The sequence below is a fragment of the Acidithrix sp. C25 genome (genome assembly GCF_904848545.2).
The window spans coordinates 551,592-578,306 of record NZ_CAJHCI020000006.1; the positions used below are offsets into that span (position 1 = coordinate 551,592).

Here is a 26,715-nt window from a genome sequence, read left to right on the forward strand (position 1 = left end):
ATCTTTGGAATTTAAATTCCTAGGAGTTGCTTTAGATGTCTCTTTAGTTAAATGCATAGGTTTCGCTTGATTTAATCTTTGCATAACATTCCCCTGGCAAGATTCAAGGGAGTTCTTAAATTCGCGGTTAGCGTTCCTTTGTGATTCTTTGGATTGTTATCTGGGTCATTTGATGGCGGATTAGGGTTCTCTGATTTGGTGCTACAGAGTGTGGAATTCAGACCGGATTTTGATCGCCCGCGCATATGAAAATGTGACAGATAGTGGCTAATCCATGAAGCGATTATAGTTAACTATAATGTTTGGCGAATACTAGGCGATAGCTAATGTATTACCCGCGTGAGTGACATGTTTTTGCAAGTTGGTAGGAGTAGAGAGTTTGATGAAGAAGATTATTGTTCTTGGTGGTGATGGTTTTTGCGGATGGCCTACATCCCTTCACCTGAGCTCGCTCGGTCAAGAAGTAATGATCGTCGATAACATGTCAAGGCGTAAGATCGACATCGATCTTGAGACCTCTTCGTTGACACCAATTTCGAATTTAGGTGAGCGGATCTCTACCTGGCATGAGGTCTCCGGCAAGACGATAGAGTTTAGAAATTTAAACCTAGCTTCTGATTTCGATCGATTTGTCACTATTTTGCGCGAATTTCAACCCGATGCAATAGTTCATTTTGCTGAACAACGCTCTGCGCCCTATTCAATGAAGTCCACTGATAATAAGCGCTATACGGTAGATAATAACGTTCGGGCTACGCATAATGTCTTGTCAGCAATTGTTGAGGTGGGGGCCGATATCCACCTAGTACACCTCGGCACTATGGGCGTCTATGGCTATGGATGGGCGGGAGACTCGTCGATTCCTGAAGGTTACTTAGAGGTTACTCTAGACACCTCTTCGGGTCCCAAGCGCAAAGAGATTTTGCATCCTGCCGACCCTGGCTCGGTCTATCACATGACCAAGACTCTTGATCAACTTCTCTTTGCCTTTTATGCTAAAAACGATCGCATCCAGGTGACCGACTTGCATCAAGGTATCGTATGGGGTACACAGACCGCACAGACGGCACTCGATGAGCGATTGATTAACCGTTTTGACTATGACGGTGACTATGGGACCGTCCTTAACCGCTTTTTGATGCAGGCTGCTATTGGATTTCCTCTGACAGTGCACGGCACAGGGGGCCAGACGCGAGCGTTCATCCACATCAACGATACCGTTCGATGTATAGAATTGGCGATCTCCAATCCACCTGAACGTGGTGAGCGACCAATGATCCTAAATCAGGTGACAGAGAGTCATCGGGTTCGTGACCTGGCGGAGATGGTCTCTAAGATGACGGGTACTGAGGTTCAGTTTTTGCCGAATCCTCGGCTTGAGGCAAATGAGAACACTCTAAACGTCGAGAACAATAAGTTCTTAGACTTGGGCTTAACCCCTACAACCCTATCTGAGGGTCTTTTGACAGAGGTTCGAGACATCGCGCAGAAATATTCCTTTAGAGTTGATCGATCCAAGATTCTAGCTAAGTCTTTGTGGCGCAAGGGAATGATCTCTCAATAACTGCGCTTAGCTGCTGGAATTCTCCTCGAAAAAAGAGAGGCTGAGGGATCTCTGACGAATTAGTGATAGGCAAGCAGCTATTCATCTGTTAGTTGCACCTAGTGATCAAATTGGTTTGATCACTAGGTGCAAGTTTTTAAAGATCCAAGGTACCGTGAGCGATGAATCCAACTATTGAGACCTAGGAGACGATTTAATAATTAATTTTTCAATGATTTTGGAATTAGAGCTGTTGTGGGTCGCATCTTCACCGATAACCAACAATATGTCACTCAAAAGATCTACTTAAAATAGGCGACCTTTGAATCGTTAGATTTTTCCTATCTCTATTCTCTGGCGAAAAGGAATCGTTGCTTCTCGGAGATACCTAATGAGTTCACTCATTATGATGCATCCAATACAAGGTTCTTTCTCCAATACAAGGTTCTTTCTCCGGTGCTGATTCTCACGAATACGAGAGTCACATACGCCTCTTTCTACTCGGCCGATATTCCAAGTGGTATTAGCTCGCTATAAGTGATGAATCATCCCATAATCAAAAGTAGCATCTGCAAACTGATGGCCAGGGTAGATATCATATCGCCGACCTCAACTGGGCATAGACGATATAAGGGCCATGGGCTAGATTATCTTAGAGTCCCTATCACGCCAATATTCGTCGCGCAATAGACGCTTGTATAGTTTTCCAGTTGGGGCGCGGGGAAGCTCGAGCCGAAAATCTATACTCCGGGGGCATTTTATCGGAGCGATCAATGAGCGGCAATAGTCGATTAGTTCACTTGCTAGTTGTGGCGATGCGATCGATGGGTCGAGCAGTTCCACCACGGCTTTGACCTCTTCGCCGAACTCTTCATTTGGAACTCCAATTACGGCTGCATCGGCTACTAAAGGGTGAGTAATGAGAATGTTTTCAGCCTCTTGTGGGTAGATATTCACGCCGCCAGAGATGATCATGTAGCTGCTTCGGTCGGTGAGGTATAGGAAGCCATCTGAATCAAGATGGCCAACATCTCCCAGAGTGCTCCAGCCCCTGTCATTGTGGGCACTTTCCGTCTTGGCTGGATCATTATGGTACTCAAATTGTCCACCATTGGCGAAGTAGATGACGCCCTCACTACCTATTGGGGCATCAACTCCTTCGTCGTTTAGAATGTGTATCTCGCCTAAAAGGGCTCGTCCAACGGACCCAGGATGAGCGAGCCAATCAGTTGGCGAACAGGCCACATAGCCATTGCCCTCTGTTCCTGCATAGTATTCATGAATTATTGGTCCCCACCAATCCATCATCTCTCTCTTGATTTGGATTGGACAAGGTGCCGCGGCATGAATGATGGACCTAAGGGATGTCAAGAGGTACTTGGACTTAGTCTCTGGGTCGAGCTTTAGGATTCGAACGAACATCGTTGGCACCACCTGGCTGTGGGAGATCTTGTACTTCTCCACATATTCGAGGTATCTCTCGGGATCAAAGTGATCCATGATTACCACGGTCCCACCTAAGCGATGAGTGGACATGCAGAATCTCAAAGGTGCTGCGTGATATAGAGGTGCGGGGGAGAGGTAGATGGTACTCTCATCGAAGCCATACAAAAACGCCATTAGTTGAGTTAGCCTAGGTAGCGCGCCGCCGAAGGGATCATTCGATAGTGGCCACTTAATTCCTTTAGGTCGTCCGGTTGTTCCTGAGCTATAAAGCATATCGTTGCCTTCAACAGGAGTTGGTGTAGCGGCGGTTAGGTCCCTGGTCGAGTAATCCCTAAAGGCTCTCCATCCGTCTTGTTCTTCGCCTAGAACAACTCTTCGTAGAACATTGTTGTTGCCCTCTAACGCTGCATCGATTAGCTCTACCTTTGAGGGTGAGGCGAATACGACTTTTGCTCCACAGTCTTTTATGATATAGGCGACTTCATCGACTAAGAGGTGGGTGTTTAGTGCGGTATAATAGATCCCGCTTCTTTGGGCTCCCCAGGCAATTTCAAGAAGCTCTGGTTGGTTCTCCATCATTATGGCTATCGAGTCTCCAACTCCTACCCCTAGAAGGTTTAGGTAGTTGGCAAGAGCAATTGAGCTTGCCTCGAGTTCGGCGTAGGTGACGATTGAACCGTCGACTGCACTGATTATGGCGGGCTTGTCAGGTGGTATCGGTGCCACTGTAATTTGACCTGTCATAGTTTTCTCCAATTGCTGGTAGCGGTGCGTACCTAATTTTTTGGGCGGCCAAGTTCTGGAATCTCGTAGAGTTGACCTTTGGGGTCGGTTACCCAAAAAAACTTATCACGCTTAAATATGAAGGGTCACACTTTTTTAAATCTGTGTCATTTAATTTGTAACTTATGAAGGTGACGATTTTGTCCATCGAATCTGCCCCGGAACGGCGGTGAGGGTCGTTGGGATTAAGGCCTTTAGTAATTTTTGAATTCTGTCGATAACGCTAGAGAGCGTTAAGCTACGAGAGGAGGAAGATTGAACTCTATTATGGCAGGCGGAAACGCAGCGGGTGGTCTTGCGAAAGCAGTTATGAATCTACAGCAAAAGGTGATGTCTGAACTTATTGCAGGTGGAACACACCTGGCCAAGGCGGGTCCACCGAGCACACAGGCCGCAGCGCCAACATCAACGCCCTCTAATGTCTATAACGGCCAAAATGCCAAGGCTATGTTGGCCCAGGGTAGCGCCCTGTACGGGTAACTCTTTTGAGCTTATGGAATTCCTTTGTCAACAATTGAGTTTCACGGCAAATCAGAGCTGATTCGTTGGGCAAGAGCCGAATTAATTTGATTGTAAATTCCAATTATTAAAGCATTTGGATTGAGGCAGCCGCCGCCTCATTCCTGTCAAAATAAGAAAAGGCAAGAACCTACTCACCTCAAAGTTCGCGTTGTGTAACAAGCGCGTTCTCGATACTGCCCCAGTGGGATATGCAAAAGTTAGTCATTCATCGTAATTCTGATTAATACCAACTGCGTGCGCTATTTATTTTGACAATCTATAAATTGACTTGGTATCGCGGCCTTTTAGGTTATCTTTGGCTAAGGTTGACCTTTGTCGAGAAGTTCGTTAGAAGAGCTATATCTTCATACGTCCACATCCAATTTAATCGCTAAAAGGTTGATCAATCGATGTTTTCGAAAGCCCTTTCGGCGAGATTCAGAGGGTGGTTGATTCTTCGATCTTACCCCCATGGTTATTAGATAACTTTGCCCTAAATCTTTCATGTGGCTCAAACCTTCCAATCTTTCCCTTTTATCCATTGAACTGATCCATTGAACTGGGCATTCGATAGCAAGGTCGCTAGAATTGCAGCCCAGGATATCTCTCCTGTGTCAATCAATCAATGATCTATTGGCGGGGCGAATAGAAGTCTATTTAAGGTGGAAATAGTGGACAAGACGCTCCGTATTGGTTTTGTTGGTTCGGGGTGGATGGCGCGCGCTCACGCTCATGCGATCAGGACGATTGGAGAGTTGGGGTGTTTGCCTTTTGTGTTGAAGTGTGATGCTATTGCCGGTCTTCGCTATGAGAGTACAATTCGGGTTGCTTCTCGACTGGGATTTGAGCGTCCAATGCGGCACTGGGAGGAAGTTGTTTTCGATCCTGCAGTTGATATAGTTGCGATACTTGGCCCCACCTCAAACCATTTCGAGATGGTTTTAGCTGCTTTGGAGGCAGGTAAAGCGGTCTTGTGCGAAAAGCCTCTCGCCCCGAGCCTCCGAGAGTGCGAGCAGCTGGCGCAGAGAGCTAATAGATCAGGTTGTCTCTCGGCGCTGGGATACAACTATCGTTTTGTACCGGCCATAACCCTCGGAGTCGAGCTTTATAGATCCGGTCGACTCGGTGAGGTACGCTCTTTTCGCGGGATATACAATCAAGGCTGGGCAATCTCCAAAGAAGCTCGAAAAGGGTGGCGATTTGACGATGTGCTGGGTGGATCGGCTGTTGGCGACTACTCGCATGTTATAGATTTAGCACATCTATTTGTTCCTGGCTTTGAAGTTCTGTCATCAGGCCTGTTGTCGTACAATGCTGAGAGCGGTAGCACCGCAAGGATTAAGAGCCAGACAGCTTCCGAAGATGCCTTCGTCTGCTTGGGAATGGGACCTGGGTCCAGCGTTTCGTTAGAGGCGTCTCGAATTGCAACCGGCTATAAAAACTTTCTCTTCCTGGAAGTCACGGGCTCGCTTGGATCGATTCGATGGAATCTGGAAGATCTAAATAGGCTCTACTTTTATGATGCTTTGACGGATAAGGGCTTTGGCGGCTTTGTGGACATACTTGTAACGGAGCCCCACCATCCTTATATGGAAAATTGGTGGGCGCCGGGTCACATAATTGGTTGGGAGCATACCTTTGTTCACGAATGGATTGAATTCATAGGGCACTTTGCTGGCTCTAAAGTTACTACGAACCCGACTATGATTTCGAGCTTTGACGATGGGGTTTTGGTCGCTAAGACTTCGGAGGATATTCAAAAGCTAGCGATCTAGGGCGTCTTTAGAGCATGAGTACTCGAGAGTGTCAAATGTGTAATCCAAAATATTTAAAGGCGTACCAGTGGGACCTTGTTCTTAAAAATTATGCCTTATTTCACCGTTGAGATTGGCGTTCTACTGTCTGTGACAGCGGTGAAATATCCATTGTTGGAACTATCGCCGAATCCGGAGCTTTTCGCTTGATCCAGCCTTGAGACCGAGCATTCATATGAGGGCGTGACTACTTTGCTATGGCCCTGCAAGTCCCGACTTGGATGAGATTCATACCGACCTAAAGTAAATGCATCGCTATGGGTCCAGTTGGTCAGGGAAAATCAGGCCATGGCATCGCAATAGTCAGTATCGATGCGCCTTTAGGTAGGTGCGATCGTTTTTTGAGCGCCACAATAGTTTCTTACATCTAAATCCTTGGCTCTAAATTCACCCTAGCAATAGTGGATCGATTGATTGGGAGGAGCCCTGTACCGAGTCTTTGACCTTCGGTCTTACAAAGCTTTTAGGTAGGTTGGCCAACCCATAGAGATCTGGTCTGTGTATCGATAGATTCATAATTTTTCGTATTTTTAAACTTAGAGTTTCCTGAATTTATCCAAAGAATTTGTTTACTAACTGTTAGCTAAAGCTTGTCGTAGATTTGTTGACGGTTTACTCTATCCGTTAAAGCGCCCAAATAGCTTGGCTGTCATGACAAACAAGAACCAAGCACCAAAGTTTGCTTCCAAAATAATAGGACAAACAAGACTAAGACGTTCAATAACAGTTGCAATGTTTTTTGGAACGACATTGGCCGCCTGTGGATCATCAGCATCGGCCACAACCTCTGGAACTTCCACCGCAGCCAAGACGCCGCTTTATCTGCTTTCCTCAGAAGGCTATGACTCTGCAGAATGTTCCGCATTTCAGAAGGCGACTGGAATCGTCTGCAAGCTCTCAGATAATAGCACGGGACCTACATTGGCTGAGATTCAAGCAACCAAGAATAATCCTCACTGGGGCGTGGCTTGGACCGATGGGAATGCACCATATGCTGCACTCGATCTCCAGGGAATGCTTCTCAAAAACTTTGAGCCAACCACTGGGACCCTTACCTCTCTTGGTCAGAAACTTGTACCGACAGATAAGAGCTACATCCCTACGGGTCTTACTACCGCAGGAGCATTTATCTACAACTCTGCAATTGTAAAGACACCTCCTCAAACCTGGCAAGATCTACTTTCGCCGCAGTGGAAGGGCAAAGTTGGAATGAACAATCCAGCAGTGGATGGTCCAAGTTATCCAATCTTGGCAAGTCTCTTCAAAAGCCTCGGTGGCGTAAGTCAAGGCGAGGCATTTATGACCAAGTTGAAGGCCAATGGCTTTTACGTCTCGTCCAATAGTATCGCGGATGATCTTTTGGCTGGAAAAGTAGAGATCGCAATCGGTCAAAATACTTCTGGACTGGGACGCGCTTTCAAGAACCCTAACATAAAGGTTTACTATCCAAATCCTTCGGCAGCGCTTCCGAGCACAATGGCAATTGATGGCAAGGCATCGGCTGGTGAGATCGCTGATGCGAAGGCTTTTGCGAATTTTGTCTATAGCCCAGCAGGCCAAAAGGTTATGCTCTCTGGAGATCCGCAGGGAGATTCGCAATTCTTCCCGATCATCCAAGGCAGCGTAGCTCGTTCTAATGTGCCAGCGGCCTCTTCGATTCCATTTAGCTTCCCAAATCCATACAAATGGGGTCCTCTAGAGGCCTCGATCAATACCTGGTTCACTACTAACGTTGCTTAAAGAGAGCGTTCCTACCGTATCAACATCTGGCGGGGGTGCATCGGCAAACGATGATGCGCCCTCGTCGCGCCCAAAGGGTTTATTGAGCGGCCTCTCTTTTGAGAAGGTCGCACTGAACTCTGCGCGGCCACTGCTTTGGGTCATCCTCGCAGTTGTCTCTATAATCCCAACCGTTAGCTTTTTGATCTTGGCGTTCTCACCTCGCCTCTTTGATCAAGGAGCCTCGTGGTTTGGAATTGTCTCCTTCCGTCAGTCGCTCTCGGGCAACGAATTGGCTGGAATGCGAAATAGTATCCTTATTGGAATCGGTGCCTCTTTGATTGCAACGGTTCTTTCGGGGGCCTTAGCGTTGATAACTCAGCGTACCGATCTTCGGATTGGCCGTTGGATTCCCTCTGGTCTCTGGGGTGTTCTGTTAGTTCCTACCTATGTAGTTGCCGTTGGTTGGGAAGAGATTCTTGCGTCTGGGAATCTATTTTCTCAGATAGGTTTGGTCTCTCCTGCCCTTCGAAACCTCTTCTTGGGGCCACTTGGAATTGTCCTTATCCTCGGATTTTCCGGCGTTCCTTTTGCCTACTTTGCCATGGCTCCTGCTATTGCTGGACTCGGACGGAGGTACGAAGAGGCTGCGCGAATCCATGGAGCCGGAGTGTCAAAGACCTTTAGAACAGTTGCACCTATTATATTGCCCGCACTATTTAGTGCATTGATAATCGTCTTTGCGGAAGCTCTAGGAGATTTTGGTGTTGCGTCGACCATCGCCGCTAATGCTAATATTCCTGTTGCAACTACGAATATCATGGCAGCAATAGCAACGTTTCCTACTAACTTCCCAGAAGCCGCTGCGGTAAGTTGGTTTTTAGTTTTGGTGCTTGGTATTGTTCTTAGCGTTCAGAACCGGGTCCTTCGAAAGCGTAACTTTGCTGTTCTCTCTGGTAGGTCAACCTTTGGAACGAGGGCCCATCCAAGCGGAGTCCGCCGCTTTGGTTTGAACGCATTTATGGTTGCATTCTTCTCACTTACTCTGGCGGTACCTGCGCTTGGGGCTGTTATTTCGACCCTTTTGCGTCCATATAGCGCATTTAGTTGGTCTAATCTAACTTTGAGTGCATATACGACCCTCTTCTCGGGACAATCTCTAGGTGGGCCAATTTTGGTCTCGCTGAAGATGGCTACCATCAATGCAAGCCTGACCTTGATCATCGGTCTAGCTATTGCCAAGGTTCTCACCTCGCCCAAGCCTGGTTTTACTGGACGGTTGACCGACGTAGTCTTGGTAGGTTCTGTGGCGCTGCCTGCTCTGGTTCTTTCGGCCGGCTTTATCTTTGTCTTCAACCTACCACTTACTATCAGCCTCGGCATTAATATCTTTGGAACCTTGATCCTTTTAGGTATTGGCTACTTGGCGATAGCGCTGCCATCTAATTCCCGTCTTTTGATGGGCCCTGTGGCGCAATTGGATGGCTCTTTGATGGAAGCTGGGCGAATGCATGGTGCAAGTACCTTTCGGGCCTTTCGCAAATGCGTGCTTCCTCTCTTGGCTAAGAGCATGGTGTGGGCGTGGTTGTTGACCTTTGCTTCCACCTTCGGTGAGCTCCCAACCTCTCAGATGCTCGCTCCAACTGGGGTTCGCACTATGGCCACTGCTATTTTGGCGTCTTTTCAAGCCTCGCACTTGGCTGCAGCTACCGCCTTTTCGGTGGTTCAGATGTTGATTGTTTTAGGCGTTATCGCTTTGGTCCAGGGTCTCTTTAGATTCCTTGCACCGATTGGATGGAGAACTATTGGAATGGTGCGACGTTGAACTTGCAAGCCCCTAGTTCTTATGAGATTGGATTTTAAATGGTTGATAGATTTATCAAAGCAAAGGCACCTGTGATTATCTTCGACTCGGTCGAGAAGTTTTACGGAGAACAAAAAGCCCTTTGTGACATCAATATGACGATCCAACCAGGTCAATTTACAGTTCTGCTTGGACCATCGGGAAGTGGAAAGTCCACCATGCTTCGATGTCTTGGTGGTTTGGAGCATATCGATTCCGGGGTGATTCGTTTTGGTGATGAGATTGTAAGCTCCTCCAAGGTCCACAAGGCGCCAGATCGTCGTAATCTATCCATGGTCTTTCAGGATTTTGCCCTATGGCCTCATATGACCGTCTTTGACAACGTAGCATTTTCTCTAGGCAGAACCTCCATGGATAAGAGTGAGGCTCAAAAGCGAGTGATGGATCTTCTGGAGAGAGTTGGCCTTGCTCACTATTCCAGCCGCTTTCCCTCTACGCTCTCTGGTGGAGAGCAGCAGCGAGTCTCTTTGGCGCGTGCGCTTGTTGGAGCCCCTGACGTTATTCTCTTTGATGAGCCACTCTCAAGCTTAGATGCAGATCTTCGCGAGCGACTTCGAGTTGAGATCGCCGACCTTACTCGCGAGGCGGGAGCTAGTGCACTTTACATTACACACGATCAAAGTGAGGCATTTGCATTGGCTGACGTGGTTGGTGTTTTGAATAAGGGTGAGCTCGTCCAAGTTGGAAAGCCCGAGGAGATCTATCGAGCACCGGCATCGCCATTTATCGCTCAATTTACGGGTGTGGCGGGAGAGCTATCTGGACGGGTTACTCAGGAGTTTGAGAACGGAATTTATCGGATCGAAACGGCAGCTGGAATTCTAGATGCACGCGGTGGCGGATCTGATCGCCTGGAGTGCCAAAACGTGACACTTCTAGTTCGAAGTGCTCCGATTCGTCTTATGGCGAACGCCTCTGGAGCCGGGGAGCTTCCAGGAAGGGTAGTGGATGTGGCCTTTAGGGGCCGAGGATATGACCATGTGATTGACCTTGGCCATGGTCGTCGCCTTCTCGGTGTCTTCTCTGAGGATCGCTGGGAGCGAAATGAGATAGTTGGTGTTCGGATTCCGCCGGAGGCTTGCATAGCCTTCCCGTTGAATTAGCCACTTCGACCTCAACGCCAATCCATAACTAAAGAGAGAGATCGACTTAGATTTTGACTCTAGATCCCATGGCTTGTAGCTCTCGCTTCCAAGCCATGGGGATCTTTATCTTTTTGCTCCTTTTGTGTCAAACTCTAATCGGCTAGCGATTGACGTGACTTGCTTTTATTCGCTGAGTCAATTTCGATAAATGATTTATTTGTCAAGACCTTCTTTGTTGTGGGGGACTATGAGCGTTAGTCGAAGATGGTACGCACCCTTGCGCGGTCTCATCCCCTAGTGGAGGTCCATCGTTATTGATAGTTCGAAAACGGATTCTTAGCTAAGAAATTCACCTGGTCGCAAGTCTCAATATTCACCTGGTCGAAAGTTGAAAAATACTCAGATCCGATTTGTGGTGTTGGGCGGATTCAGTCTGGGCTCGGAAGATGCGTGGCACCAAAGAAGGATTGCAAGTTCTTGGACGTGGTGGCTTTGACGAGATCCGCTGAATTGAGAAGGGGTGGTCAGAAAATAGACCAACTTGTGGTTTTGGGCTAAGTGGCTTTGCTAGTTTTAGTTCGTTGGCCTTTGATTTCCAAGTCCGCAGGCGCTTCCAACGGCGGACTTGGAAGGTGGAATTTTACCCTATGAGGCCTTGACGCTTGCGAGCAGGGCGAGCAAGGAGTCTTTTGCATCTCCAAAGAGCATGATAGTATTAGGGGCATATAGAAGTGGGTTGTCAACACCAGCAAAACCCGGTCGCATCGATCTCTTCAAAAAGACGACGTTCTTAGCAGCGTCTGCATTGAGTATCGGCATCCCATAGATCGGGCTACTTGGTTCGTTCCGAGCAGCAGGATTTACGACGTCGTTAGCTCCAACGACAAGGACCACGTCAGCGTCTTTGAATTCGTCGTTGATCTCGTCCATCTCGCGAAGTTGCTCATAGGGGACGTCGGCCTCTGCAAGTAGGACGTTCATATGGCCGGGCATTCTTCCTGCGACTGGATGGATGGCATAGGTAACTTCAGCCCCCTTTGCCTCAAGTGCCCGAGCAAGATCTCGTACCGTATGTTGTGCTTGGGCGACGGCTAAGCCGTATCCGGGAACGACTATTACCTTCTTGGAATAAGCCAAGAGAACCCCAATATCCTCTGCATTTCCGGTGCGGACGCTGGAGGTGCCGCCCGTGGTTGAATTCGAGGCGCCAGATGGCTGGTCTATCACTTTGCCGACGCTGGCGAACAATACGTTTCGAATTGACCGCCCCATTGAATCCGACATCATCTTTGTCAAGAGGGTGCCTGAAGCACCGACCAAGGTGCCGCCAACGATCAAAACAGTGTTGCCTAGGACAAATCCACTAGCAGCGACGGCAAGGCCCGTAAAGGCGTTCAAGAGGGAGATAACTACCGGCATGTCGGCGCCACCGATGGGAAGTACGAATGCAACACCAAGGATTATTGCAAGTAGAAGTAGCACGCCAAGGATCGCCAAGCCGGTTCCGAAGGCTATAAGGTAGATACCGATTACAACTATAGCCAGGAAGACCGCTGCATTTATGAAGCGCTCTCCCTTATAGGTGATTGGTACCCCGGTCAGGATCTCTTGCAACTTTGCGAAGGCGATGATTGAACCCGAAAAGCTTATCCCGCCTATAGCAACCGAGAGGATACTTGAGAGTGCGGTTATGACTACGCTGCGATTGGCTACGCTAAGTCTTAGATATTCGATTACCGCTACAGTAGCTGCCGCGCCTCCTCCAACGCCATTGAATGCTGCCACCATCTGTGGCATTGCTGTCATCTTTACTTTGCGTGCCGAGAAGCCTCCAATGACGCTGCCAATAATGACGCCTATGACGATTAAGGTTGTCTGGTTGCCATTTGGGTGGATCTTGGTAAGACTTGCCGCAATTGCTAGTATCATTCCAAATGCAGCGATGAAGTTTCCACGGCGGGCACTTTTGGGCGAACTGAGCCCCTTTAGTCCCAAGATGAAGAGGCTGGCCGATATTAGGTAGATGAGCGCCAAAGTATTTGACGAAATTAAATCTACGCTCCCTAAGAGATTCATATCGCTCACTTTTTGACCTCGGTCTGACGGCGAGTCTTAAACATCTCGAGCATGCGATCAGTTACCACGAATCCACCTACTACATTTATGGTTGCCAAAATAACCGCTACCAGGCCGAGAGTTTCACCGAGAAGGCCGGTGGTTGAAGCGGTAACGGTAATTGCGCCAACGAGGATGATTCCATGGATCGCGTTACTCCCTGACATAAGTGGCGTATGTAAAATTGTTGGAACCTTTGAGATGACCTCGATTCCTACGAATGCCGCTAAGACAAAGACGGTCAAGAAGTTAAGGGTTGCGGTTGTCATAGTTCGAACTCCATTTGCAAGTTTGGCGGTTTATTGATTTGTGGGAGAGACTTTACTACCTTCATGCTTTTGGCTTCCATAGGAGTTGCCCATCGTGACAAAGGCACATTGCGCTTAGGATCTCGTCCTCGAGATTTACTGAGACCGAATCGCCACTTATCAGTAATGAAAGGACATTAAATAGGTTGCGAGAGTAAGTTTGACTGGCATGACTTGGTACTTTGGTAGCCAAATTGGACTCTCCGATGATTGTTATCCCTCGGTAGGTTACATCTTCACCTTCCTTGGTTAGCTCGGTATTGCCCCCGCTTTGTGCTGCTAGGTCCACGATCACCGATCCCGCTCGCATCTCGTCGATCATCGATTTGGTTAGGAGGATCGGGGCCCTACCTAGTGGAATGGCTGCAGTTGTTATAACCAGATCGGCATTGGCAATCTTTGTCGTTAGGAGTTCTCGTTGTTTTGCGAGGTACTCTTCGCTTTGGGCGCTTGCATATCCGCCTGCACCTTCGGCTGCTTCAAGAGGAAGTTCAACGAATTTTGCACCCAAACTTTCGACCTCTTCACGGGCTGCTCGTCGCACGTCAAAAGCCTCCACAATTGCACCTAGGCGTCGGGCAGTGGCGATGGCACCGAGACCGGCGACACCCGCACCTAAAACAAATACACGGGCTGGGACTAAAGTGCCAGCAGCTGTCATGAGCATCGGCATAATCTTTGGAAGGCGACTAGCTCCCGTTATCACCGATTGATATCCAGCTAGGGCTGCTTGAGAACTCAGTGCATCCATTGATTGAGCTCTGCTTATTCTCGGTAGTAGCTCAAGCGAAAATGCGCTAACTCCCACTGAGGCTAATTTGGCTATTATCTGGCCGTTATGCGCAGGTTGTAGGAGGCCAAGTAAGATTGACCCTTTGGGCATCATCTCAATTTCGCTCTCTTGAGGGGACCCTACTCGCAATATCAAATCCGAATCTTCATAGAGCTCTTGTGAGGTAGAGACTACCTTAGCTCCAGCATCTAGGTAGGCAATATCGCTTATGAAGGCGCCTTGGCCTGCGTTGGATTCAATTACGACATCGAGTTGCTTGCCCTTCATCTTTACAACCGAATCGGGGACCGCTGCCACTCGGGTCTCATTTGGACTCTGTTCGTTGGGAATGGCTACTTTCACGAACCTAACCTCGCTTTGTTTTTGGTAACATCTATAGCTTCACAAAAGTTAGAGTCAGAATTTGGTTCTCCTAGATTTTGTGGTAGTTATCGCCGATATAGTACTTAATCTCTTATTTTTTCTAGCGAATGAAACGCCAACCCGTAATTTCATTCGATACGACAGATCCCTTCCCGTGCTTTTTGGCCGATGCCGTTATGTCACCGTCTAAATTCTGTGTTCTTGCCGCCAGTTCGTGACTCTAACACCAATACATTCGAATGTAAAAATGAGATAAGTGCACGCCAGGATGGATCGTTTAGGTACGAACTAAATTTCGGTAATTCAATTTGTGATCGAGTCGTACCTCTTTAGATCTTCTGAGGTCTCGGCTATTTATAATTGTTAGTCCTTCGGGTTTGGTGATAGTTAGTTTGATCTTTCGGGATTTGGATGGTTGGTCTCGGTAGAAACAAAGACCACAACCTATAGTGATTGTCTTGGAATCGTCTTGGGGTACCACTTGGTGCTATTGTGTGCGCAACAGGCCTTTGCGATTGGGCCTTTGCGATTGGCAAACTGGGCAATCCCGCGATCTCTAAATGTCCTAGTCCCATTGCAGATTGTCGCCAGATAGCCATTCGTCTTTTAGCAACCTAAGTTGAACGCCTAGACAATGCGATGAGGTGACAAAGTTCACCCCCAAGTTTGGTGGGTGGAACGCCTCTGTGAATTAGACTGACTGGTCAGTACTATAAAAGAAAGGTCAGAGAATGGCTCAAGGAAAAAGACCCCCAAAGATTCTTCTATGGCTGCTAGGTCTCGTAGTTCTGTTAGTTCAGATTGGCTTTATAGCGTCATACGCAGGGGCATTGCACTCACCTAGCCCGAGAAATATTAAAGTAGACCTTGTGGCTCCACCGGCGGTGGCTAAGGCAATTGTGCATGATTTTGCTGCCAATAATCTGTTGTCATTGCAGGTTGCATCAAATGTGAACATAGCTACGGATCGTTTAAAGAGTGATAAAACAAGTGGCGCACTTATTATCAGTCCATCGGCAGGTGAACTCTTAGTTGCTTCAGGTGCAGGCCCTAGCGTGGTGCCAGTGTTGACGACGGCTTTTGGAGCTGTTGTCACATCTTTGCATTTGAAGTTGACGGTCAGCGACGTAGCACCACTCCAATCCACTAATTCCAATGGGTTAGTTGAATTCTACCTAGTGATCGGTCAGATCGTCGGCGCCTATCTGTTTGCAGTTGTATTGGGCCTCTTTGGCGGTATGACGCCCAATACAGCTTCCAAGGGCCTTTATCGCTTGCTTCTGCTTTTGATCTACTCTCTCGCATCTGGTTTTATAGGGGCATTTTTAGTTGAAAATCTTATGGGCTATCTAAGCGGTAACTATTTAGAGGTTGCGCTGGTCGGTTCTTTGGTAGTTTTTGGCGTAGGAGTTTTCACTGCAAGTCTTCAGGCTGCAGGGGGAATAATTGGCACTGGAGTTATTATTGTACTCTTTGTGGTCCTTGGGAATCCTAGCGCTGGAGGACCATGGCCAAATGTTATGTTGGGTAATCCATGGCGAACCTTCGGGCCATACCTGCCAAATGGCGCTGGTCTCGATCTAATACGCCGTGTAGTTTACTTTGGCGGTTCTGGGAGTCTCAAAGATCTTATCGTCCTATCTTCCTACCTTTTAGCTGGGCTAATAATCTTTGCAGCCATGGTTGTTAGGGGTAAGCCTCTTGTTGCACTTGATACGGAGAATGACGACTCAATTGAGTCTGAATAGCGCCAAGACTAATATTTGCTATGACATTTAGAGCCGGGAGGCGTGATCGTGGGACAAGAAGTTGCGGCACTTTCAAAGAGTGTACTTGACGCTAAGACCTTGGCTATCTTCGAGGCAGCAGTGGAGCTCTTTGGAGCTAAGGACTACTCGGGAACCACCATGGAGGAGATTGCGCTTCGTGCCGGAATAGCAAAAGGAACTCTCTTTTACCGCTATAAATCAAAAGAAAAACTGATGGAGAGCCTTCTTCTGGAAGGTATCTCCACCCTGCTTGGTCATATCGATTCGATTTCAGCCTCTAGTGACGTTAGATCATTTGTGGAGGTCATCTTTAGATCCTCCTATGACTTCCCATCCTTTACTGCACTGTTATTTGCCGAGCTTTGGCGCAATGATCGACCGTGGGCCAAGGTAACCAAAGAGATAGCTTCGAAATTGCGCTCTAAGGTTATGGAGGTATTTGACCCCTGGACACTTGGTCTAGATCCAATAATCGTCTTTAGTACAATCAGCCTTTCGGGTTTAGAGGCAGCCAGACCACAGGGGGAGGAGATCGGATCGATCGACGAGACAATAGTCGCGCTCTGTGGAGCCATTGAGAGGATGACTGGAACTTTCTCCAACTAGGAATAACTATCAAGCACGAGGCGTGGTTTTAGTTGCGAGTTGGATCTCAAGGCTGCTTCCCCGGAAGCCAAGGTCTATATGCGTGAGCCCAAGTGTCAATTGGGACTTGATCTATGCCTTGTTATTTGAGCAGCGTTACTTGAGACAGCGTTATGAAAAAGTTTCGCCAGTTTCTTATTTTTTTTGACGTGTTTACCTGAAGCTAAGCGCTACCTTTTTGGGCTATTACCTACTTCGCAGGGCTAGGCGTCTCCCAAGTGATGACAATGTGAAATGACACTCTAGAATTGCCCTAGTGGGTGGACTCTGGGTAAGTCAATGAGAAAAAATAGCCATGGAATTATCGCCGTTGCTCGGCGAAATCCAGCGCGAGCGTTGTTTTTAAAGCCTAGCTTCGTCTTTCTATTCTTATTGTCGATTATGGTCAGCGCTTGTTCTGGTGGGATTGCATCCTCGAATCTGCCGCCTTCCAAGGCTAACTCTCAGAAGGTAGAGCACAAGCAAGGTGGCTCTCACCAAGGTAGCCCCGTCGCCTCATGGGTAAAACCAATTCCTGTTGGTGACCGAGCTAGAGTCAAATTGGACATATTAGACAGGGTTGGTCCGTCGGTGAGTTACAACCTCGATCAGGTGCCCCTTGGCGAGTTGGCCTCGACGGTTTTAATCTCTTCTGCATCAGCCACCGATCTAACGAGTGCTTTAGGTGCGGTGGTCGATGGCGTGGGCGGTATCGTTCTCTTCGGAGGAGTTGGACCAAATAATTTAGCTGCGCAGATCGCAGCGCTTTCGAAGCTAGGTGGAGGTATTTTACCTCCACTCTTTATGAGCGACTCCGAAGGTGGAGCGGTTCAGAGGTTAACCAATCTTGTTACAAACGTCGTCTCTCCAAGGCAGATGGCATCGTCGCTTACACTCTTGCAAGTGGAAGGGCTAGCTTCGGAGGTTGGTATATCGCTGGCAAGTCTTGGTATCGGAATGGACTTAGCTCCAGTTCTAGATTTAGATAATAGAGTTGGGCCATCGGCGACAAATCCTGATGGTAGCCGTTCGTTTTCTATTAACCCACAAATTGCATCGGCATATGGTCTTGCATTTCTTAGGGGCCTCTCCGACGGCGGAGTCTATGGGGTGATCAAACATTTTCCTGGATTGGGTGGTGCTAACGCGAACACCGATCTAGCTCCGGCCACTACTCGTTCTTATGCATCGTTGAAGGCTGGAGGATTATTGCCATTTGAAGCGGCCATTGCAAGCGGAGCGAAATGGGTAATGGTGACCAACGCAAGTGTCCCAGGGCTCAGTGCTAGAGTTCCATCCACTTTGAGTCCCAAGGTTATGCAGTATCTATTGCGTGGAAAGTTAGGTTTTAAGGGGGTTGTCATGACGGACTCTTTGGAAGCTGGCGCCATCTATTCCTATCAACCCGATATCGCCAAAGCCGCCGTGGCCTCCCTTGTGGCTGGTGCTGACATGGTTATGGTAGCCGGAGGTGGGGGTGCTCAACCTCAGATATTCTCAGAAGTTCGAGCTGCCATAGTCTATGCAATCACAGCGGGCCAAATCACAAGAAGTCAAATAGAGACTTCGGTAGGTAGAATTTTGGTGGCTCGTGGCGTCCCTAGGAGCGAGATAGTCTATTAGCTAAAAAGTAAACTATATTAGATCATAATACACCCGGCTTCCCTCAAATACCGTCTTTAAGCCCTTGAGAGATCCTTCAATTTTTATGATTTGTACCATATAAACTAAAAATAAGCTTCAAAATGGTATCATTATATCTAAGAGTATGATTATTAATCTTGCAATTTTCATCACATATTTTTCATCACATATTTTTCATTTCATTGCCTGCGTTTAGCTTGTAATACGTTGTGATTTGTTACCTAAATAAGTCTTCTGATCTATTGCTAAGGTCTAAAATTTAGTTTCAATGTTCATGATATATAGGTTTTGGTTGTTTGAAATCAGCAAATGAAGAGAGTTCACATAAGCCGGGATCGCTAAATGCTGTCCTATCTGGCACCGAGAACCCGAAACCCCATTTCAAGATGGCTTTAGATCCAAGTTGTCCATTGGTTCAAGATCTTTGGGTATTGATGCTGATTTTGCCTAAGACCCCGACTTTTATCTTGACCAAGTGGTCGAATATGTCAGGTTTTATCTGCCATTAAATGGTGGACCACGTGCAAATATGGAATTTACTTGGCCTGCGAAGCGAGCGCACTAAACCAAAGATTGCTCGAGATCTAGCCCAAGAAGCTGGGGTGACTCTATATCTTGACGTGACATTGAGGTAAAGTCTTCTAGGGGAGTGCGAGTTGACGAATATCTATTTCAATAAAGCCTTTGTTGCATGGTCGTACGGTTCATATTTTGTAATCGTAACCCCTGGGTGTCAAGGGAGTTGGCATCTATTCGAATAGAATACCAACCATGCAGGGCGAGAAGTTTGATCGAACACGATGAAGCCTTATCCCAAGGATCAAAAAGAAGCTGTTGTCAAGAGGCTGAGGGAGCTGTTGTCAGATCCCAATGCACCCAGAGGTGCAATCGCCGATTTGGCTAAACAAGTCCAGATACCAAAGACAACTATCTACATCTGGAATCGTGAATTAAAGGACCAGATAGATCGCCAAGATCCAACTAAGCGAACCCCAGCCAGTTTATGGAGTTCAGAGGCTAAGTTCCAAGCCGTGCTTGCAACTGCAACAATGTCTGAGTTGCAACTTGGAGAATACCTTCGCACAAAGGGAATCTTGAAAGAAGAGCTAAATGACTGGCGTATTACCTGTTCAAAGGCGAACGATAAGACTGGTGAAGCGGTATCCAAATACAGATCTGCACTAGCAAGTGAGAAGGTCAGATCAAAGAAGTTCGAGTCAGAGCTAAATAGAAAAGAAAAGGCACTCGCAGAAACTTACACATTGCTGGAGTTGCTAAGGAAAAGCCCAGGCGACCTGTCGGGGACAAAGAGGTCGAATGACCTCCCCTTCAGATCGCCTACTTGTAAGTAGAACTTATTGAGGAAGCTCATAACGGCGGAGCTAGGCTTAGACTAGCGGTCAAGGAACTTGGACTGTCACTACGTAGCTTTCAGAGATGGAAAGCTGAAGGTGACAACACCCACGCCCTCTCTGCCAAGATTGTTGTCACCTAGCTTGATTTTTGTTTCTAAGAGGGCGAAGATGGAATTGACATGAAAAGGTATCCTGCGGAACTAAAGAATAAAGTAGTAGCGGCTCTATATGAGCTCGATAACTCAGAGCCAGCGAAGGCTGGCGCTATTGCAAAGATCGCAAAAGATCACGGTATCAATGCAAACGTGGTCTACCAGTGGAACTCGGAACGTAAAGCCAGAGTCATCAACTCAAGCGAATCAATCAACAAGATCAAAGCTGTTGTTGACACAGCCGCAATGAATGAACACGAACTTGGTTCTTGGTTGAGAGCTAATGGTGTTCTAGCAGAAGATTTAGAGGAGTGGCGAAATACCTTAGAGTCAGCCTTTGACAATAAGCGTGCTGCTAATAGGGCTCACCAGGTAGAGCTTGATAAAGAGCGTAAAGCAAGATTACGAATTGAAGCTGAACTTCGACGGAAAGAAAAGGCGCTAGCAGAAGCTGCTGCTCTATTGGTTCTTCAAAAAAAAGTACAAGAGACAGAGCTTGTTATGATCCACGGGGGAAGAAGGGGACGTCTAGTCTCTCCCCTCTGTATCTAGATCACAACGTTCGAGCTCAAGCTGTAGTTCTCATCAATGAAGCAATAGACGCAGGTGCCAGATGCTACAAAGCCTGTGAAGTGCTCAAGATATCGACTCGTACGTTTAGGCGATGGGAATCTGGTGTAACGGATCGCCGGCGAGGAGCTTCTCATAGACGTCGCTTTAATGCTTTATCGGAGGAAGAAAGAGAAAAGATCATCGAAGTGTGTACTTCGAGTACGTACTCGTCTCTTACCCCTGCCCAAATAGTTCCAAAGCTCGCTGATCAGGGAAGATATATCGCCTCTGAGAGGACCTTTTATCGAGTTCTAGCCGATAACAATCTAAACAAGCGCAGGAGCAGGACGAAGCCGCCGAAGAAGAGGTCTAGGCCAGTGCACACAGCGAGGAAACCAGGTGACATCTGGACCCTAGATATTACTTGGCTAAATGGACCAGCTAGGGGTATCTACTACTACGCCTATGTGATCATCGACCTTTATTCGAGGAAGATAGTCGGATGGGAAGTATACGAATCTGAAAGCTCTGAGCAGCTAAAGAGAGTTGTAAAGCGAGCAATGGCTAGAGAGAATATGGCCCCGAAAGTGATCCATAGTGACAATGGTTCACCCATGAAGGGGTGGTCACTAGTTGAGTACTTATATGAGCTAGATGTAAATATATCAAGGTCACGGCCTCGGGTATCTAACGACAATGCTCATATTGAGTCGCTCTTTAAGACGGTGAAGTACTTTCCAAGCTATCCCTATGGAGGATTTGCGACAATTGAAGAATCGCGTAAGTGGATGAGTGAATTCGTTGATCACTACAACAACGACCACCAGCACTCTGGCATCAAATTCGTAACCCCGCAACAGGCACACAGCGGAGAGCATATCGAGCTACTAAATAGAAGGCGCGAAGCTGTAGGTGGGAGCTCGCAAATCTACACCAGGACGGTGGATCTCGGGCAAATGTAGAGACTGGGATCCAGTATCAGAGGTACCTATTATTCCTACGAATAAATCGGTGGGAGATGAATCAAAAGGGAGGCAAAGGGAGGTAGCTTAGATTGTGCGAAAGTGACAACTTCCTTGGCAGGCTCCGCACGACAAACGCCCCTTTGCCACTAGGGCTAAACCCAGCTTTGCTCTAGATGAATCTGAACGTCAAGAGATCTTAGATACCATGCATAAGGAGGAGTTCTCGTCACTTCCTCCAAGTCAAGTAGTTCCAGCCTTGGCCGATAAGGGAATCTATCTCGGATCGGAATCTACCTTTTATCGAATTCTTCGTGACCACAAGCAAAACAACCATAGAGGTAGAGCCAAAACAGCAGTTAAACGTGATATTCCTAGTCATTTGGCAAATGCTCCCCTTGAAATTTGGGTCACAGATATAGAGCGCCACGAGGCGCCATTAGACCGTGTGGAGATGAAAGGACTCCACCTTGGACCTGTCGCAGCAGGGCCAATGAAGTTATAGGCAGTCTAATCCTTCAAACGCAGGCAAAGATGGCAAGCAGCCCTGATAAAGCCGGAACAGGTCAGCACTACCAGATGATATGGGTCCGGCAAACAAGACCGAAAGGTGTACGTGAGGAACCAGCGCAGTAAAGCTTCTCAAGTAAATCCCACCAGCTCAAATCTGGTAGATATGGGCTGGGTAGCAGCGCGCATCGATGCTTTTGTATCGAGAACTCTTTAGTTGGTCGATGTCGCCAACTAAGAGGCCACGGAGAAAGCCTGCGGCGTAACCGTGGCGATGCTGCAGGGGCAAAGCTGGGCACCTAATCGGTCAAACGGTCTAAAGGTGAACGTGGGAACCATTCGAGTGGCTCCCTCTCCGGCCAGCATCCAGCTGGCAGAAGGGAAGGTTCGTTGTCGACTGATGCTATTCGAATGGGACGGAGGGGTCGTAGTAGTCCGAGGACGGGAAAGCCGTCCACATGGCGAAGGACCCCAGCAAAGTTATAGAAGAATCTACATAAATGGAGGACACCTGTGAATACGGGCGCATCTGGCTTTGACCTCTCGGAGGCCGAAACCAGAGTACATCAAATGCAGACGAAGCTGTACCAATGGTCAACTAATGATAAGGAGCGTGTCTTTAGCGATTTGTATAACCTCGTCTATGACCCAGCCTTCCTCCAGGTGGCATGGGCCAGAGTCAGAGGCAACAGAGGAGCAAGAACGCCTGGCGTTGATGGAATATCACCAATTTCCATCTCTGATCCTAATGAGTTCCTAGATGAGCTTCGAAGGAGTCTGAAACAACGCCAGTTCACACCCACCCGAGTTAGAGAACGTAAGATTCCCAAAGCTTCAGGCAAAATGAGAAGATTAGGGATTCCGAATACTTCCGATCGGGTGGTACAAGCAGCGCTGAAGCTTGTTTTGGAACCAATCTTTGAGGCGGATTTCCTGCCATGTTCGTATGGCTTTCGTCCCAAGAGACGAGCACAGGATGCAATTGCTGAGATTCACTTCTTCGCTAATTCCCCTAGAAGTTATGAGTGGGTATTTGAAGGAGATATCGAAGCTTGCTTTGACGAGATCGACCACGGAGCCCTCATGGCACGGATTAGACGTCGTATTTCAGATAAGCGCATACTAACGCTCATCAAGGCATTTCTATCTGCTGGTATTCTCTCGGAAGAGGGAATTAACAGAAGAACCATTACCGGCACTCCGCAAGGCGGGTTATGCGAAGCTTCGCATAAGCCTCCTTGCGTGAAGTAAACGATTATGCGAAGTTGAAAAACATACCCGCATTTCACAGGGTATCTACCGGTGCACTAGCTTCGCATAATCGGGTATCAATTCCTCAAAGACCTGTCAAGGAGGCAAGGAGGTCAGCATCGTCCTTCCATTCGAGCAAATCTGGCGAGATCATGTTGGGATACGCCTTTTCGAGAGCTTAGCGTTTCAACTCGGTATCGGCTCGGGCATAAATCTCGGTAGTGGAAATATCTACATGCCCCAAGAATCGAAGACCTAATTCCTCAGTGAACTGCTCGGCTCTTTACTTTCAAGAAACGTTGCCGCCCACATGGTTCCACATGCGGCGATAGTAGTTGGTAGTCGCCTGGGTATAGTGCAGCCGATATAGCTCGGCTTCCAAGTCAGTTGTCAATTGTGAAAATGATTCAGGAATCAATTTAGTGCCTCCTCAATGGACTATGGAATCATAAAGATCTGCCACTCCATTTTGGAACACCATGGCGTTATGCGAAGTAAATCAGACCCAAATACCACCGTGAAATGCGGGTATGTCTTTCAACTTCGCATAATCGTTTACTTCACATAAGGAGGCGTCCTGTCTCCACTGCTTGCAAATATTGCTCTTTCGGTCCTAGACGAATACTTCTCAACAAAATGGGAAGCACTAGGTTCGCAATGGACACGTGATAAGCACAAACGTAATGGTAGAGCCGTTTTTCGACTGATTCGATATGCCGACGATTTTGTAATCATGGGATATGGTGCCCGTAAGGATGTGGAACTACTAAAAGACGAGGTCAGTACTGTCCTGTCGCAAGTAGGTCTACACCTATCGGAGTCCAAGACCAAAATCTGTCATATCGAAGAAGGTTTTGATTTCCTCGGATGGCATATTCAGCGCCGAAGACAAAGAGGCCGAGACGGAAAGATGGCGGTCTATACCTATCCTTCAAAGAAAGCCTTACTTTCTGTAATGGCTAAGGTCAGATCAATCACCAGACGTGAAAAGCATCGGACACTTGCCGATCTTCTAAGAACTCTGAATCCGGTTCTTAGAGGATGGTGTAACTATTTTTACCATGGAGTTTCTTCTAACACCTTCAATTACTTGGACCACTTCAGTTGGTGGCGGGTAGTGCGATGGTTGAGGAAGAGACACCTTGGTTTGAACTGGGGAACCTTACATCGACGTTATCTCCCTGCTTGGGAGATAACAGATGGAAAGGTAGAGATGTTCCGGCCTCAAAAGGTATCGATTATTCGATATCGTTATCGAGGTTCTAAAATCCCCACACCATGGACAAGTAAGTTCGGTTCACCAGCTGTATCGTTGGCATGACTTTGTGGAGAGCCGGATGCGGTGAGAGTCGCAAGTCCGGTTCGGAGGGCGGACCAGAGAAACCCACCAGTTGAAAGGCTGGCAGGGCGCTCTGGTCCGACCCTACTCCTGGCTGCGTGGACCGGTACGTGGAGTTTTTTACTATCTATATTTTGTAACATACTTATCAAGTTTCGTAAGTTTCGCCTCCACCGAGACCAGATTGGAGCTAATCTTTAGTAGAACAGATGTTCGATAAAGCTGTCTAGGTGGATATCTCAGGCTTTATGGTACGCTTCGCTTCAGAGGAAGCATGTGAAGATCATTTGATCAAATTGCTATTGCTATGAGGGATTTAGATGCCCAAAGTGTGACTCTGACCAATTTACCTTAATCAGGCCAAACCATCGAAGAAATGCAGCATCTCGAGCTCCACTTTTTCAATGTAAATCTTTTCACCGTCAAACTAGCGTTACCTCCGGAACCATCTTCCATCGAAGCCATATCTCTTTATCCAAGTGGTTTTCTGCTATCTATCTATCTATTGTCCAACGACAAGCGTGGTCTTTCGGCTACTACACCCTAGCCATCAGAGCCCTTGCTAAATTCGTTGAAGTATCTTATTCGACTGGCTGGTTGATGCTAAATAAGCTACCTAAGGCAATGGCTGAGCGTAATGGCTGAGCGCAATGGCTGAGCGTACCGGCTGACCGAGATGGTTTATACAAACTTGGAGAAAACGCCTGAGTAGATGAGTTCTTTTTAGGTGGTGAGAGCCATGGCGAAGGCTAACGAGGAAAGGGAACAAAACAAACCAATGTTCTAATTGGAGTATCGATTAGCAATGGTGCTCCTACTCATTGCTTCATGGAAGTAATCAAAGATACCACTGCTAAATCACCCAAAGATGTTTTTGTGAGACGTTTAGATTCTAATACCAAGCTGATAAGTGATGGTAACCCAAGTTACGGGGTATGTGCTGAAAGACCTTGGACTAGCGCATTCGATCACTCTATCCAAAGACGAACAAGCACATGTAACATTCAAATGGCTCAACATCCTGATAGGGAACTGCAAGAAATTTATCGACGGAACCCACCACGGAGATGAAGAACATAAGCAACTTTACCTCGAGGAATTCGCATACCGATTCAACCGAAGGCACTTTGAAATGTCATTGGTAGAGCGACTTCTCAATACATGTGTGTTTGCGTCTCCACATCCGCTACTCCGCGAATCTGACTCCAAAATGGCTCTTGCTGGTCAACTATCCGCTGCTGTTCTTGGGGATCTACTTGGTATTCATGTGACTACTGCCGTTCGTTTGATTCACGAGGCCGGAGGTGACTGGTCAAACTATGCTGCACAACTCAGCTGCACAACTCAGCTACACAACTCAGCTACACAACTCAGCTGCACAACTCAGCTACACAACTCAGCTACACAACTCAGCAAAGTAGAAACCACCCAATCAATTGATCTCCTTCTAAGGTAAGTTATGCATCCTTAACGTAGATGGTGGAAATTTAGGCTCTCCCAAAGATATACCCGTTGTACCCATGGTACCCATGGTAAGCCTGACACAGATACAAAAGAAGACCGATGATGGAGATGCGTCATGAAGGAAAGAAGTTCTAAACCATGTAGAAGCTGGTAACGCTCACACTGCAATGTAAACATAAATGATGGAGGTAGACCCTACGAGACCTCCTGCTGGGTTGGGTAAACTTCTAGCTATTCAGGTAATCCATGAGGGGTTATTGAGTTGTGGACGATTGCCAAGCAAGCGATCACTGAAATGTGGAAAACGCTTCGTGTTTACGCACAATCCAACGATCTTCGCCCACAGGCTCAACAACCAGCTACTACTAATCAACAAAAAAGGCTCTATTAATTTCCCTTAGAGCCGCTTACCCCTAAAAACAACCCTATCCAAAAATCACATTAATTTTGGATCATTAAATGGGGACACGCCACCGAGAAAATTAATCACAAACCATGCGGAATAGCAATTTTCAAAGTATGTTTAAAAACCTATTCGACACGAACGGAACATTGCTCATTACCACTAGCGATCGTCCACAACTCAATAACCCCAGTTAGCTTCCTAAAGAGCTAGAGGCCTGAGATCTCAGAGGGAAGGTGGGTATAAATCACACCACAAGTCCGTCATCGATCAACACAGCCAGGAGGTTTCCTATTTGCGAGCTCCAATGGTCTGTTGCGTGACGATAGTGCGACGATTTTGTTATCCAGCTTCGA

19 protein-coding genes and 2 pseudogenes are annotated in these 26,715 nt (G+C 47.4%); 16 read left to right on the plus strand and 5 right to left on the minus strand.

Annotation, left to right across the window (positions count from 1 at the left end; all coding sequences use genetic code 11):
• Positions 1 to 382: 382 nt before the first annotated feature.
• Positions 383 to 1,564, plus strand: coding sequence for an NAD-dependent epimerase/dehydratase family protein (locus ACIDITHRIX25_RS71620; protein ID WP_201732445.1), 1,182 nt, complete (start codon positions 383 to 385; stop codon positions 1,562 to 1,564).
• 621 nt (positions 1,565 to 2,185) lie between these two features.
• On the opposite strand, the gene ACIDITHRIX25_RS71625 is transcribed toward ACIDITHRIX25_RS71620, so the two are convergent.
• Positions 2,186 to 3,733: an AMP-binding protein gene (locus ACIDITHRIX25_RS71625; protein WP_201732446.1), complete on the minus strand. Its 1,548-nt coding sequence runs from the start codon at positions 3,731 to 3,733 to the stop codon at positions 2,186 to 2,188.
• A 294-nt stretch (positions 3,734 to 4,027) separates the two neighbouring features.
• Here ACIDITHRIX25_RS71625 and ACIDITHRIX25_RS71630 point away from each other — a divergent pair, with 294 nt between their 5' ends.
• The 5 genes from ACIDITHRIX25_RS71630 to ACIDITHRIX25_RS71650 all read left to right on the plus strand — a co-directional run bounded on the left by ACIDITHRIX25_RS71630 (position 4,028) and on the right by ACIDITHRIX25_RS71650 (position 10,773).
• Positions 4,028 to 4,252 (plus strand): hypothetical protein, encoded by a 225-nt coding sequence (locus tag ACIDITHRIX25_RS71630; protein ID WP_052606755.1) that lies wholly within the window; start codon positions 4,028 to 4,030, stop codon positions 4,250 to 4,252.
• Between the two features lie 692 nt (positions 4,253 to 4,944).
• Positions 4,945 to 6,048, plus strand: a complete 1,104-nt coding sequence (locus tag ACIDITHRIX25_RS71635) for a Gfo/Idh/MocA family protein (RefSeq protein WP_052606754.1) — start codon at positions 4,945 to 4,947, stop codon at positions 6,046 to 6,048.
• Between the two features lie 690 nt (positions 6,049 to 6,738).
• Positions 6,739 to 7,827 carry an ABC transporter substrate-binding protein gene (locus tag ACIDITHRIX25_RS71640; protein WP_201732447.1) on the plus strand — a complete coding sequence of 363 codons (1,089 nt, stop codon included), beginning with the start codon at positions 6,739 to 6,741 and terminating at the stop codon, positions 7,825 to 7,827.
• Positions 7,820 to 9,631, plus strand: a complete 1,812-nt coding sequence (locus ACIDITHRIX25_RS71645) for an ABC transporter permease (protein ID WP_201732448.1) — start codon at positions 7,820 to 7,822, stop codon at positions 9,629 to 9,631. Before ACIDITHRIX25_RS71640 ends, ACIDITHRIX25_RS71645 begins: the two co-directional genes overlap by 8 nt.
• Before the next feature lie 38 nt (positions 9,632 to 9,669).
• Positions 9,670 to 10,773, plus strand: a complete 1,104-nt coding sequence (locus ACIDITHRIX25_RS71650; protein WP_201732449.1) for an ABC transporter ATP-binding protein — start codon at positions 9,670 to 9,672, stop codon at positions 10,771 to 10,773.
• Between the two features lie 627 nt (positions 10,774 to 11,400).
• Here ACIDITHRIX25_RS71650 and ACIDITHRIX25_RS71655 read toward each other — a convergent pair.
• From ACIDITHRIX25_RS71655 to ACIDITHRIX25_RS71665, 3 genes are all read right to left on the minus strand, one after another.
• Positions 11,401 to 12,831, minus strand: coding sequence for an NAD(P)(+) transhydrogenase (Re/Si-specific) subunit beta (locus ACIDITHRIX25_RS71655; protein WP_201732945.1), 1,431 nt, complete (start codon positions 12,829 to 12,831; stop codon positions 11,401 to 11,403).
• A 5-nt stretch (positions 12,832 to 12,836) separates the two neighbouring features.
• On the minus strand, positions 12,837 to 13,139 hold the full coding sequence (locus tag ACIDITHRIX25_RS71660; RefSeq protein ID WP_052606749.1) for an NAD(P) transhydrogenase subunit alpha part 2: 303 nt from the start codon (positions 13,137 to 13,139) through the stop codon (positions 12,837 to 12,839).
• Between the two features lie 61 nt (positions 13,140 to 13,200).
• On the minus strand, positions 13,201 to 14,313 hold the full coding sequence (locus ACIDITHRIX25_RS71665) for a Re/Si-specific NAD(P)(+) transhydrogenase subunit alpha (protein ID WP_201732450.1): 1,113 nt from the start codon (positions 14,311 to 14,313) through the stop codon (positions 13,201 to 13,203).
• A 752-nt stretch (positions 14,314 to 15,065) separates the two neighbouring features.
• On the opposite strand from ACIDITHRIX25_RS71665, the gene ACIDITHRIX25_RS71670 reads away from it, so the two are divergent.
• From ACIDITHRIX25_RS71670 to ACIDITHRIX25_RS71700, 7 genes are all read left to right on the plus strand, one after another.
• Entirely contained in the window at positions 15,066 to 16,082 is a 1,017-nt protein-coding gene (locus ACIDITHRIX25_RS71670; RefSeq protein WP_201732451.1) for a hypothetical protein, read from the plus strand.
• Positions 16,083 to 16,130: 48 nt separating this feature from the next.
• The gene (locus tag ACIDITHRIX25_RS71675; RefSeq protein ID WP_052606745.1) at positions 16,131 to 16,709 is read left to right on the plus strand and encodes a TetR/AcrR family transcriptional regulator; all 579 of its coding nucleotides are present in this window, start codon (positions 16,131 to 16,133) and stop codon (positions 16,707 to 16,709) included.
• Positions 16,710 to 17,027: 318 nt separating this feature from the next.
• Positions 17,028 to 18,350: a glycoside hydrolase family 3 N-terminal domain-containing protein gene (locus tag ACIDITHRIX25_RS71680; RefSeq protein ID WP_052606744.1), complete on the plus strand. Its 1,323-nt coding sequence runs from the start codon at positions 17,028 to 17,030 to the stop codon at positions 18,348 to 18,350.
• A gap of 821 nt (positions 18,351 to 19,171) precedes the next feature.
• The gene (locus ACIDITHRIX25_RS71685) at positions 19,172 to 19,723 is read left to right on the plus strand and encodes a hypothetical protein (RefSeq protein ID WP_052606742.1); all 552 of its coding nucleotides are present in this window, start codon (positions 19,172 to 19,174) and stop codon (positions 19,721 to 19,723) included.
• 182 nt (positions 19,724 to 19,905) lie between these two features.
• Positions 19,906 to 20,430: a hypothetical protein gene (locus ACIDITHRIX25_RS71690; protein ID WP_201732452.1), complete on the plus strand. Its 525-nt coding sequence runs from the start codon at positions 19,906 to 19,908 to the stop codon at positions 20,428 to 20,430.
• A gap of 32 nt (positions 20,431 to 20,462) precedes the next feature.
• Complete coding sequence (locus ACIDITHRIX25_RS71695; RefSeq protein ID WP_283770408.1) at positions 20,463 to 21,392, plus strand: IS3 family transposase; 930 nt, start codon at positions 20,463 to 20,465, stop codon at positions 21,390 to 21,392.
• A 208-nt stretch (positions 21,393 to 21,600) separates the two neighbouring features.
• On the plus strand, positions 21,601 to 21,897 hold the full coding sequence (locus tag ACIDITHRIX25_RS71700; protein WP_201732453.1) for a hypothetical protein: 297 nt from the start codon (positions 21,601 to 21,603) through the stop codon (positions 21,895 to 21,897).
• Between the two features lie 156 nt (positions 21,898 to 22,053).
• Here ACIDITHRIX25_RS71700 and ACIDITHRIX25_RS71705 read toward each other — a convergent pair whose 3' ends face one another.
• Positions 22,054 to 22,191, minus strand: a complete 138-nt coding sequence (locus ACIDITHRIX25_RS71705; RefSeq protein WP_160291929.1) for a hypothetical protein — start codon at positions 22,189 to 22,191, stop codon at positions 22,054 to 22,056.
• 224 nt (positions 22,192 to 22,415) lie between these two features.
• Between ACIDITHRIX25_RS71705 and ACIDITHRIX25_RS71710 the strand changes: the two are divergent.
• The 3 genes and pseudogenes from ACIDITHRIX25_RS71710 to ACIDITHRIX25_RS71720 all read left to right on the plus strand — a co-directional run.
• Positions 22,416 to 23,117 (plus strand): annotated as a pseudogene (locus tag ACIDITHRIX25_RS71710) (reverse transcriptase domain-containing protein); the annotation flags it as partial.
• 613 nt (positions 23,118 to 23,730) lie between these two features.
• Positions 23,731 to 24,474: a group II intron maturase-specific domain-containing protein gene (locus ACIDITHRIX25_RS71715; RefSeq protein ID WP_349632145.1), complete on the plus strand. Its 744-nt coding sequence runs from the start codon at positions 23,731 to 23,733 to the stop codon at positions 24,472 to 24,474.
• A 248-nt stretch (positions 24,475 to 24,722) separates the two neighbouring features.
• A pseudogene (locus tag ACIDITHRIX25_RS71720) lies at positions 24,723 to 25,714 on the plus strand (IS1595 family transposase); the annotation flags it as partial.
• Between the last annotated feature and the right edge of the window lie 1,001 nt (positions 25,715 to 26,715).

Bases quoted from the DNA above. Each gene is read 5' to 3' on its own strand.
- ACIDITHRIX25_RS71670 (WP_201732451.1), top strand. From the start codon at position 15,066: ATGGCTCAAGGAAAAAGACCCCCAAAGATTCTTCTATGGCTGCTAGGT.
- ACIDITHRIX25_RS71685 (WP_052606742.1), top strand. From the start codon at position 19,172: ATGAAGCCTTATCCCAAGGATCAAAAAGAAGCTGTTGTCAAGAGGCTG.
- ACIDITHRIX25_RS71655 (WP_201732945.1), bottom strand. From the start codon at position 12,831: ATGAATCTCTTAGGGAGCGTAGATTTAATTTCGTCAAATACTTTGGCG.
- ACIDITHRIX25_RS71690 (WP_201732452.1), top strand. From the start codon at position 19,906: ATGAAAAGGTATCCTGCGGAACTAAAGAATAAAGTAGTAGCGGCTCTA.
- ACIDITHRIX25_RS71700 (WP_201732453.1), top strand. From the start codon at position 21,601: ATGCATAAGGAGGAGTTCTCGTCACTTCCTCCAAGTCAAGTAGTTCCA.
- ACIDITHRIX25_RS71620 (WP_201732445.1), top strand. From the start codon at position 383: ATGAAGAAGATTATTGTTCTTGGTGGTGATGGTTTTTGCGGATGGCCT.
- ACIDITHRIX25_RS71625 (WP_201732446.1), bottom strand. From the start codon at position 3,733: ATGACAGGTCAAATTACAGTGGCACCGATACCACCTGACAAGCCCGCC.
- ACIDITHRIX25_RS71680 (WP_052606744.1), top strand. From the start codon at position 17,028: ATGAGAAAAAATAGCCATGGAATTATCGCCGTTGCTCGGCGAAATCCA.
- ACIDITHRIX25_RS71640 (WP_201732447.1), top strand. From the start codon at position 6,739: ATGACAAACAAGAACCAAGCACCAAAGTTTGCTTCCAAAATAATAGGA.
- ACIDITHRIX25_RS71660 (WP_052606749.1), bottom strand. From the start codon at position 13,139: ATGACAACCGCAACCCTTAACTTCTTGACCGTCTTTGTCTTAGCGGCA.
- ACIDITHRIX25_RS71650 (WP_201732449.1), top strand. From the start codon at position 9,670: ATGGTTGATAGATTTATCAAAGCAAAGGCACCTGTGATTATCTTCGAC.